Source organism: Bradyrhizobium sp. IAR9 (assembly GCF_013408065.1).
Lineage (GTDB): Bacteria > Pseudomonadota > Alphaproteobacteria > Rhizobiales > Xanthobacteraceae > Bradyrhizobium.
Map to the genome: position 1 here is coordinate 1 of NZ_JACBZW010000029.1, position 10,035 is coordinate 10,035.

Consider the following 10,035-nt stretch of genomic DNA (forward strand, 5'->3'; position numbering starts at 1 on the left):
CGGATCGCGCTTCCCTCCGGCGTAAAATCAAGCGCGCTGGCTGGGACAACGCATTCCTCTTGGCCACCCTCAGCCATATGCGATAGCCCTGCCGCTCGCGGGGAGAGGGTTGGGATGAGGGGGAGTCTCCGCAAGGGAGGACTCGCGGAGAGTCCCCCTCACCCGGATCGCATCTTCGATGCAATCCGACCTCTCCCCGCAAGAGAGGAGAGGTGAAAAAAAGTTACGCCCCGATCCTGCGCAGCGCTTCCGCGACCGTCACGATCGGCATGCCGCGCTTGCCAGCTGCCTCCAGCGCGTGACGCATCAGGTCCGGGGTGCAGCCATAGGGGCTCGGCGCGTCCGCGACGTCATGGCCGTAGAAGATCAGCCATCCACCGCTCGCGACCGCCTCGTCGAAATAGCGATCGACGCCTGCCGTGTCGATCTCGCAATCGACCAAAGGCGAAGCGCGCAGGAACTGGAGATCGATGACGTCGCTGTTGACGCCGGGAAGGATGCCGCGCGCCGAACGGAAGGCCCTGGCGAGCTGCGGCTTGCGCCAGACAGAGGCAATCCCATAGGGATAGGCGAAGTTCTCCAGATTGATCGAGGAATCGATACTACGAAAATAAGTGCGGTTCCGCTCGATCTCGCGAGCCATCGCGGCCTCGTCGAGCTTGGCCGAGCTCTGGTGCGAGAAGGTGTGGCAGGCAATCTCGTGACCGGCGCGGTGAAGCCGCACGATTGCGTCATCCGACAGGCCGTGCCAATGATCTGACGGCTGGCCGATCAGGCTGCCGGCGAGATAGAACGTACCGCGGCCGCCATGCTCTTCCAGGAGCGCGGCGCCTTCGCCTGCAGCGCTATCCGGGGCATCATCGAAGGTGAAGCTCACGATCGGCGCATGCGCGGGCAGCCGATGCGGCGCGGCGCGGAAATGCCGGGCCAGCCGATTGCTCACGCGTCCCTGGAGTGCCGACCACACGACTGCGTTTCCCGTGATTGACGTATGTCTGTACTGAAACATTCGCGCGCTGGTCGAGGCAAGCCTAACGCTTGGGTAATCCTAACGCGGCACCAATATCGGCTAACGCGCAAGGACCGGCGCTTCGGCTTCCATACTGAGATATTGCAACCAATTGCGAAAAAGCACCGCGGCGGCGCTGCCGGCGCCGATGTCGGCGCGCAAACTCAGCCCGGGTAACTCGTTGGTGAGCGCCGGATGGCGCTGGTGGGCCGCCTTCTTCTCGAAGCGGACCAATTTCTCTTCCGTCGCTGCGTCAAAATAGCTCACGGGCAGCCGCGGATAGCTCTCGCGCTCCCGCGCAAGATAGCGACCGATGTCGCGCAGATATTCGCGCTGGAGCGACAGCGCGTCATATTCCGGATGCCCCTGGAAGAACACGAACCGGCTGGCATATTGGCGCACGAAAACGTCGACGCCGGCCTCAGCCGAGCGTGTCAGCACCTGATAACCGGCCTGCACCAGGTCGCTCTCCGCGATCTCGTTCAGGCGCGAATGCGACACCTTCAAAGGCGCCGGCGCGGCGCGCGTCAGCGCATCGCTCGTCACGGCGTCGCAATCGAAGATACCGTGACATTTGGCTGGCAGGCGCCGCCGCTCGATGCCGTCGAGGTGCAGCACCGCCGCATGCGCGGCAAGACACGACCAGATCGTCGAGCGCGTGTTGGCCTTGGCCCAGTCAATGAGGTCGGCGAGGTCGCGCCAATACGGCTCCTGGTCGAGTTCGGGCGCGACCGGCTCGGCGCCCGTCACGATCAGCCCGTCGAATTTCTGGCGCTTGAGATCGAAGAGGTCGGAATATTCGCTCTCGACATGCCACTTCGCTTCCGGCGAGCGCTTCACGCTGGGGAGCGAGAAGCAATGGAAGCGGATGCGGCGCGGACCGGCCGCTGCCTGAAGCAGCCTCAAGAACTGACGCTCGGTCGCCTTCAGCGCCGGATCCGGCATGTTGTTGACGAGCCCGATCGTGAGCTCGCCGCCGTGATCGCGCGCAAGATCGCGCTCGGCCGGCACCAGCGCCGGGCTCGAGATGACTTGATCCCTGTCGATCAAGATCGTCATTGGCGCCGTCGCCTACTCCGCGGCCTCGAGGCGCGCTGACCGGCAGGCCTTGTCCAGCGCCTGGTCGATGTCCTCGATGATGTCGGAGACATGCTCGATGCCGATCGACAGACGGATCGTCTCCGGCAGCACGCCGGCGACCCGCTGCTGCTCTGCCGACATCTGCCGATGGGTGGTCGAGGCTGGATGGCAGGCCAGCGACTTAGCATCGCCGATATTGACGAGGCGCGTGATCAGCTTCAGCGCATCATAGAAGGACTTGCCCGCCTCCATCCCGCCTTTGATGCCGAAGGTGAACAGCGAGGAGGCGTTGCCATCGAGATATTTCTGCACCAGCGGATAATACGGGCTGTCGGGAAAGCCGGTGTAATTGACCCAGGCGACGCGCGGATCCTGGCGGAGGAATTCGGCGACCTTGCGCGCGTTCTCGACATGGCGCTCCATGCGCAGCGCCACGGTCTCGATGCCCTGCAGCAGCAGGAAGGCGTTGAACGGCGACAGCACCGAGCCCATGGTGCGCTGATAGACGCTGCGCGCCCGCTCGATATAGGCGGTGCGACCGAAGCGCTCGGCATAGACGAGGCCGTGATAGGAGGCATCCGGCTTGTTGTAGGCCGGGAAACGGTCGGCGTATTTCGCCCACGGGAAGTTCCCGGAATCGACGATCGCGCCGCCGAGCGTGGTGCCGTGACCGCCGAGGAACTTGGTCAACGAGTGCACGGCGATGTCGGCGCCGTAGTCGAACGGCCTCAGCAGGATCGGGGTTGCGACGGTGTTGTCGACGATCAGCGGCACGCCATGCGCATGCGCGACCTTGGCCAGCGCCTCGATGTCGCAGACATTGCCGGCGGGATTGCCGATGGTCTCGGCGAACACCGCGCGGGTGTTCTCGTCGATCAACTTCTCGACCGCCTCGGGCTTGTCGCTCTCGGCGAAGCGGCCGGTGATGCCCTGCCGCGGCAGGATGTGCGAGAGCAGCGTATGCGTGGTGCCGTAAAGCTGCGGCATGGAAACGATGTTGCCGCCGTGATCGGCGACGTTGACGAAGGCGAAATGCAGCGCCGCCTGGCCGGTCGCGACCGCGAGTGCACCGACGCCGCCTTCGAGCTGCGCGATGCGCTTCTCCAGCACCGCGCTGGTGGGGTTGGCGATGCGGCTGTAGCGAAAACCCTCGGCCTCGAGATTGAAGAGCGCCGCGCCGTGATCGGCGCTGTCGAAAGCGTAGGCCGCGGTCTGGTAGATCGGCACGGCGACCGCGTGCGTGGTCGCTTCGGGTTCGTAGCCGGCGTGAATAGCGATCGTCTCGTTGCGCATCGTGCCACCTCCGCGTGGGGCGGGCCGCACTTATTGGCCTGTATGAGGCATGTGCGTTGTCCGCCGCCCCCGTGTTAGAGGCGGGTGGTAAAGCGGACAATAATTCGCCTAGAGATCGAGGAAGTAACCCTAATGCTTGTCGGCGAATTGGCCGGAATCCGGGTTAAAGCCGATTAACGAAGTGCTGGCTTTGGTGCGCCTCGCGAGGTCCCTTCCTTCTCCCCTTGTGGGAGAAGGTGGCGCGAAGCGCCGGATGAGGGGTCTCTCTCCGCGAAGTAATTTCCATAGAGTTCGCGGAGAGAGACCCCTCACCCGTCTCGCCGCTATGCTGCGAGCCACCCTCTCCCACAAGGGAAGAGGGTGAGACTGTCAATGCGGCGATAACCGGCTTGGACTAGGCCATGCTCTCCCACAGCCGATGCGCGAGCACGCCGGCGCGCTTCTCGATCGCGGCCGCTGCGTCGAGCGCGAGGTCCTCGCGATAGCGCCCGGCAATGAGCTGCACGCCGATCGGCTTGCCGTCGTGGAGGGCCACCGGCACCACGGCGCCGGGCAGGCCCAGCACGTTGATCGCGGAGATGAAACGGATCTCGCCCCAGAAGATCTCGCGCACGCGCTCGGGGCTGACGGTATCCTCGCGCGGGCCCGGCGTCGGCTTCACCGTGGTCGGCGCCAGCACGACCGGATACTCCTCGAAGAACAATTGCCAGGCGCGAATGTGGCTGTTGCGCGCGGCCGTCGCCTGCATCCAGGCCTTGAGATCGAGCACGTTGGCCTTGGCCTTCATGCCGCCCCAGGCCTTGTGGAAATCCTCGGAGGTGACCTTCAGCATGCCGGCCTCCTGCATCACCACGGTCTCGTTGGTGATGATGTCGCACCAGGTCTGCCAGACGCCGTTGATGTCGGGCACCTCGACCTCGCTGACGCGATAGCCGGAACGTTCGAGATGGTCCGCGGCCTGGCGCAGCGCAGCGCCTACGGAGGGATCGACGTCCATGTCTTCGGGGATCTTGGCCAGCGCCACCTTGATCGGCCCCTTCGGCCTCTCGCCGACCAGCGGCGCCGGCACCCACCAGGGATCGCGCGGATCGCGCCGGCTCATCACCTCGAGCGCAAGGCGAACGTCGCCGACATGGCGGGCGAGCGGCCCCTGCGCCGACATCAGATGCGCCAGCATCGGCCGCTCGGCCGTTGCGCTTGCGTTGAACGCGGGGATGCGTCCCTGCGTCGGCTTGATGGTGGCAACGCCATTGCAATGCGCGGGCCAGCGCAGCGAGCCGCCGATGTCATTGCCATGGGCGATGGTGCCAATGCCGGCGGCGACCGCCGAACCCGCACCGCCCGACGACCCGCCGCAGGTGATGTCGGGGTCCCAGGGATTGAGCGTCAGCCCGTGCAGGGGATTGTCGGTAAAACCGCGAAAGGAGAATTCCGGCGTGTTGGTGAGCCCGATGACGATCGCTCCGGCCTTCTTCAGGTTGCGCACCACGGGCGCATCCGACGGCGCGACCAGGTCCTTGTTGGCGGGCACGCCGTTGAAGTTCGGCCGGCCCTCGTAGTCGACGTTTTCCTTGATGGTGATCGGCACGCCGTGCAGAAGGCCGAGCTCGCCGCCCTTTGCGCGCTGCTTGTCCGCGGCATGCGCGGCCTTCAACGCCTCTTCCGAGAGATCGACGACGACCGCGTTCAGTTTCGGATTGACGGCGCGCATCCGTTCGAGATGCGCCTCGACGGTCTCGACGGCGGAGATTGCGCCGGAGCGGATTGCAGCCGCGGTCTCCACCGCCGACCATTGCCAGGCCGGTCCCTTGGGGCGGCGTGATGAAGCCGGCTTGAGCTGCGCGGCCTTCTTCGCAACGACGACCTTGCGGCTTGCGCTGGTCTTGCTCAAGGTTTTCGCCGGTTTCTTCGAAGCAGTCTTCTTCTTGGCTGTCTTCTTGGCCGTCTTCTTCGCCACGTCGCATCTCCCGAAATTGCGCCGAGGAAGTTACGGATGGCGAAAGGAAGTGTACAGGTGCGTTTTATGCATGGGCCAACGGCGCGACGCGGCGAATTGTCCGCGGTCGCGCCGCTTGCGTTATTCCGCGGGGTAGGCCGCGACGGCCGCCGGAGCGCGGTCGAGCCGCAGGCTCCACAGCGCCAGCAACAGACCGACAGCGGTGATGCCGGCTGCGACCAGAGGCAGCGCCGAGAGACCGAGCCCGCGGTCGATGGCGACGCCACCCGCCCAGGCACCGAGCGCGTTACCGAGATTGAACGCGGCGATGTTGAGGCTCGAGGCGAGCGTGCGGCCGCTGGGACCGGCCGCTTCCAGCACGCGAAGCTGGAGCGGGGCGACAGTCGCAAAGGCCGCGATGCCCAGCAGCAGGATCAGCACGATCGCCGGGATCTTGACCAGCAGCACGGCGGCGAGGCCAAGCAACACGATGGCGAGCGCGGCGAGCGTTCCGATCAACGCGCCGGCGAGGCCACGGTCGGCGAGCTTGCCGCCGGCAACGTTGCCGATCGCGAGCCCGACGCCGAACACCAGCAGGATCGGCGAGACCGCTGCTTCCGAAAACCCGGTGAAGCGCGTCAGGATCGGCTGGATGTAAGTGAAGACCACGAACAGGCCGGCAAAGCCGAACACGGTCATGGCAAGGCCGAGCAACACTTGCGGGCGGCCGAGCACCGATACTTCCTCGGCAAGCGAGACCGGCTTGTCGCCGTTGCCGACATGGCCGGGCACGAGGGCTGCGACCACGGCAAAGGCGATCACGCCGATGACCGTCACGGCCCAGAACGCCGCGCGCCAGCCGAGCATCAGGCCGAACCAGGCACCGAAGGGAACGCCCAGCAGCGTCGCGACGGTGAGACCGATGAACATGGTGGAAATCGCGGAGGCCCGCTTGTCCTCGGCGACGAGGCTCGTCGCCACCACCGACCCGACGCCGAAGAAAGTGCCGTGGGCGAGCGAGGTCAGCACGCGCGCCGCCATGAGCAATTCGTAATTCGGCGCCAGCGCACAGGCCGCATTGCCGAGCGTGAAGATCGCCATCAGCGCGAGCAGCACGGTTTTGCGCGGCATCCGCCGCGTCGCCAGCGTCAGGAGGGGCGCACCGACGAAGACGCCGAGCGCATAACCGGAGATGAGCAGGCCCGCGACCGGTACCGACACATGCATGTCGGCCGCGACCTGCAGCAAGAGGCCCATGATGATGAATTCAGTGGTGCCGATGCCGAAGGCACCGGCGGTGAGCGCGAGAACGGCGGGAGGCATGCGGAGCTCCGATGGATGAGACGAGCCACGCAGATAGCGGTGCCCGTGCAAAATCATTAGAATGTCCGCAATCCAATCATTTGTGACGTGAATTCAACATGGCTCGCTTCGACACCAACCGTTCCGCCGAGATGGAGGTCTTCGTCCGCGTCGTCGATCTCGGCGGGTTCACCCAGGCCGCGCGAAAGCTGCGGCTGACACCGTCGGGCGTGAGCAAGCTGATGTCGCGGCTGGAGGCCCGGCTCGGCTCGCGGCTGGTCAACCGCACCACGCGCAAGCTGACCCTGACCGAGGAAGGCCAGGCGTTCTACCAGCGGGCCGTGCGGATCCTCGCAGAGATGGAGGAGGCCGAGCGCGAGGCCGCGTCAGGCGCGGCGCCGCGCGGCCGCCTCACGGTGAACAGCAACATTCCGTTCGGCATGCTGCATCTGATGCCGCTGATCCCGCGCTTTCTGAAAGAGCATCCCGACGTCACGCTCGATCTCGTGCTGACGGACACGACGATCGACCTGATGCAGGAGCGCGCCGACGTCGCGATCCGGGTAGGGCCTCTGAAAGCGTCTCGCCTGATCGCCCGCAAGCTCGGCAGCAGCCGCATGGTGGTCGTCGGCACCCCCAACTATCTGGCGCGCTTTGGCACGCCCAGAACGCCGGCGGATCTCGCCGATCACCGCGGCATCGGCTGGACCTTTCCGCGCATCCGCGGCGGCTGGCCGTTCAAGCGCGGCGACCGCACCGAGGAAGCCGTACCGCCGCCGGTCGCGCGCGCCAGCGACGGCGAAGCCGCCCGACGCCTCTGCCTCGGCGGCGTCGGCCTCGCGCGCCTCGCCCTCTTCCATATCGGCCCCGACATCGAATCCGGCAGGCTCGTGCCTGTGCTGCAAGGCTACAATCCCGGCGACCGCGAAGACATCCACGCCGTCTATGTCGGCCACACCGCCCCGCTCCCGGCCCGCGTCCGCGCGTTCATCGACTTTCTCGCCGAGCACGTGCGGGTGAGCGATCCCGCGCTGAAGCGGGCGGCGGATGGGAGGTGGAAATTGGTGGGGTGAGGCGTGGTGGCAGAGAGAGCGTCAGTCAATCCAGACTGACGCGATCATGTTCCGCGTGGCTGGACCGTTGAGGACACGTCGCCGGCGCTTGCGCGAGGGTGCCGAAACCGCGAAAGTCCTAAGTGTTTCAGAACTTGTCAGGGGAATTCCACACACATGCAGTTCGATGACGTCATCCTCGGTCGCCGGAGTATCCGAGGCTACAAACCCGATCCGGTCCCCAAGGAGCTGATTGCGGAAATCATTGGCTTGGCGATGCGCGCTCCGTCGTCGATGAACACCCAGCCCTGGAATTTCTATGTCATCACCGGCGAACCGCTCGATCGGATCCGCGCCGGCAACACCGAACGGATGGTGGCGGGCATCCCGCAGTCGCGCGAGTTCCGCACGGGCCAGGCCTTTGCAGGCAAGCACCGCGACAGGCAGGTCGGCGTCGCCAAGCAATTATTCTCTGCAATGGGAATCGAGCGCGACAACATGGAAAAACGCCAGGACTGGGTGCTGCGCGGCTTCCGCCAGTTCGACGCTCCCGTCTGCGTGATCATCACCTATGATCGCGTGCTTGACGGTAGCGACGATACGCCCTTCGACTGCGGCGCCGTGGCGACCGCCCTGGTCAATGCCGCGTGGTCCCGCGGGCTCGGCGCCGTGATCAACAGCCAGGGCATCATGCAATCCCCCGTGGTGCGCGAGCACGCAGGCATAGCCGACGATCAAGTCATCATGAAAAGCATCGCGCTGGGCTGGCCGGATGAAACTTTTCCGGCGAATGCGGTGGTGTCGGAGCGGAAGTCCATCGAGGAAGCGACGGTGTTCGTCGGGTTCGAGACGTAGCGGCGCGCGGTCGGAAGGCTGGAGGCACAGCAGTGATCCGCGCCATGGTCCGACGTGTATTCGCGCTGGCGGCGGCTTTTGCCACTGCCTTGACGCCGGTCATTTGTCTCGGCGAAAGCAGCAAGCCGTTGCCGGCCAAGGCAACGAGGGAACTACCTGCCGATCTGCTCTCGCTGCTCGAACAGAAGAAGATGCCGAAATATTCACCTATCGTCGTGCGCCTGTTCAAGGAGGAGGCCGAGCTCGAGGTCTGGAAGCAGGACGCGACCGGCCTTTTCCAGATCCTCAAGACCTATCCGATCTGTCGGTGGTCGGGCGATCTCGGGCCGAAATTGTACGAGGGCGACCGACAGGCTCCGGAAGGGTTCTATACGATTACACCCGAGCTGATGAATCCGAACTCCAACTTCCATCTTTCGATCAACCTCGGCTTCCCCAACACGTTCGACAAGGCGAACAAGCGCAACGGCAGCTTCCTCATGATCCACGGCGACTGCTGGTCGAGCGGTTGCTATGCCATGACCGACGAACAGATCAGCGAAATCTATTCGCTGGCACGCGACTCATTCCTCGGCGGCCGGCCGTCGTTCCAGGTCCAGGCCTATCCGTTCCGCCTGACGCCGGCAAACCTGGCGCGGCATCGAAATAGTCCCAACCTGGCCTTCTGGAAAATGCTCAAGATCGGCAACGATCATTTCGAGACGACGCGACTCGAACCAAGGGTGGATGTGTGCGACCGCCGCTATGTGTTCGATGCGCAACCTTCCCCGAATTCGCCGTCGCCTCCAGTGTTCAACCCTGCCGAAAAATGTCCCCCCTTCGTCGTCAACCCGCAAATCGCGCGGCGGGCGCTGGAGAAGAGGCACTCCGACGAGCTCGAATACGCGCGATTGCTCGAAGACAATTTGCCGGCTGCCCCGATATACAGCGGACTGGACGGCGGAATGAACAAGGCATTTCTCACACAATTTCCGGGCAGAGTGACGCTTGCGAAAGTCATGCCGTATGCATCCTACCTGCCGCAATTGCCACCGATCCCCTGGATCGACAATGACGGCTCGTTGACGAGTAGATGGTTTGGCAGCTCACTGGACAAGCCGCCGGAGTGTATTCCGACGCGTGTCGGCTTCCCGTCAGGTCGGTGCTGAACGCTCGTGCGGCGTCCGATGGATCATCAGAAGAGGATGGCATCGGCATTCCGTCCAGGGAATGCTGGCGGCGTCGGAGCGGAGACCTTGAAAAAAGTTCGTCCTGGCTTGCTGAACCAAAGCAAACGGCAACGAGTCCGCCTCCGCCCCGCGGGCTTCGGCGCGACAGCCTTGCGCAAACTTTGTTTGTGAGCGGCCCGAGACATAGGTGACAGAACGTACCGGACACATGGGTTACACTTTCCGCTTTTGTTCTGCGGGAGGGGGCGATGCCGTGGAGAGCGAGTTCGGTCATGGAAGAACGCCTTCGCTTTGTCGCCCGGCTTCTGGAAGGAGAAGCCATGTCCGAGGTCTGCCGCG

General features: G+C 64.7%; 8 protein-coding genes. 3 read left to right on the forward strand and 5 right to left on the reverse strand.

The features are described 5' to 3' along the window. Nucleotides 1-223: 223 nt before the first annotated feature. The 5 genes from GGD67_RS38920 to GGD67_RS38940 form a co-directional block, all read right to left on the reverse strand. Nucleotides 224-967, reverse strand: coding sequence for a polysaccharide deacetylase family protein (locus tag GGD67_RS38920; protein ID WP_179740311.1), 744 nt, complete (start codon nucleotides 965-967; stop codon nucleotides 224-226). 102 nt (nucleotides 968-1,069) lie between these two features. After that, nucleotides 1,070-2,068 carry a homoserine O-succinyltransferase gene (locus GGD67_RS38925; protein WP_179740313.1) on the reverse strand — a complete coding sequence of 333 codons (999 nt, stop codon included), beginning with the start codon at nucleotides 2,066-2,068 and terminating at the stop codon, nucleotides 1,070-1,072. A gap of 12 nt (nucleotides 2,069-2,080) precedes the next feature. Beyond that, a complete protein-coding gene (locus tag GGD67_RS38930) occupies nucleotides 2,081-3,382 on the reverse strand; it encodes an O-acetylhomoserine aminocarboxypropyltransferase/cysteine synthase family protein (protein ID WP_179740315.1) in 1,302 nt (433 codons plus the stop codon). Between the two features lie 394 nt (nucleotides 3,383-3,776). After that, on the reverse strand, nucleotides 3,777-5,339 hold the full coding sequence (locus tag GGD67_RS38935; RefSeq protein ID WP_179740317.1) for an amidase family protein: 1,563 nt from the start codon (nucleotides 5,337-5,339) through the stop codon (nucleotides 3,777-3,779). Between the two features lie 120 nt (nucleotides 5,340-5,459). After that, entirely contained in the window at nucleotides 5,460-6,641 is a 1,182-nt protein-coding gene (locus GGD67_RS38940) for an MFS transporter (protein WP_179740319.1), read from the reverse strand. A 98-nt stretch (nucleotides 6,642-6,739) separates the two neighbouring features. On the opposite strand from GGD67_RS38940, the gene GGD67_RS38945 reads away from it, so the two are divergent. The 3 genes from GGD67_RS38945 (at nucleotide 6,740) to GGD67_RS38955 (ending at nucleotide 9,675) form a co-directional block, all read left to right on the forward strand. Next, on the forward strand, nucleotides 6,740-7,693 hold the full coding sequence (locus GGD67_RS38945) for a LysR family transcriptional regulator (RefSeq protein ID WP_179740321.1): 954 nt from the start codon (nucleotides 6,740-6,742) through the stop codon (nucleotides 7,691-7,693). A gap of 156 nt (nucleotides 7,694-7,849) precedes the next feature. Further along, nucleotides 7,850-8,527 (forward strand): nitroreductase, encoded by a 678-nt coding sequence (locus GGD67_RS38950; RefSeq protein WP_018320506.1) that lies wholly within the window; start codon nucleotides 7,850-7,852, stop codon nucleotides 8,525-8,527. 44 nt (nucleotides 8,528-8,571) lie between these two features. After that, on the forward strand, nucleotides 8,572-9,675 hold the full coding sequence (locus tag GGD67_RS38955; protein ID WP_179740323.1) for a murein L,D-transpeptidase family protein: 1,104 nt from the start codon (nucleotides 8,572-8,574) through the stop codon (nucleotides 9,673-9,675). The last annotated feature ends 360 nt before the right edge of the window (nucleotides 9,676-10,035 follow it).

Excerpts from the sequence above, each read along its gene's own strand:
- GGD67_RS38930 (WP_179740315.1), bottom strand. The coding sequence starts at position 3,382 with ATGCGCAACGAGACGATCGCTATTCACGCCGGCTACGAACCCGAAGCG.
- GGD67_RS38950 (WP_018320506.1), top strand. The coding sequence starts at position 7,850 with ATGCAGTTCGATGACGTCATCCTCGGTCGCCGGAGTATCCGAGGCTAC.
- GGD67_RS38945 (WP_179740321.1), top strand. The coding sequence starts at position 6,740 with ATGGCTCGCTTCGACACCAACCGTTCCGCCGAGATGGAGGTCTTCGTC.
- GGD67_RS38955 (WP_179740323.1), top strand. The coding sequence starts at position 8,572 with ATGGTCCGACGTGTATTCGCGCTGGCGGCGGCTTTTGCCACTGCCTTG.
- GGD67_RS38940 (WP_179740319.1), bottom strand. The coding sequence starts at position 6,641 with ATGCCTCCCGCCGTTCTCGCGCTCACCGCCGGTGCCTTCGGCATCGGC.
- GGD67_RS38925 (WP_179740313.1), bottom strand. The coding sequence starts at position 2,068 with ATGACGATCTTGATCGACAGGGATCAAGTCATCTCGAGCCCGGCGCTG.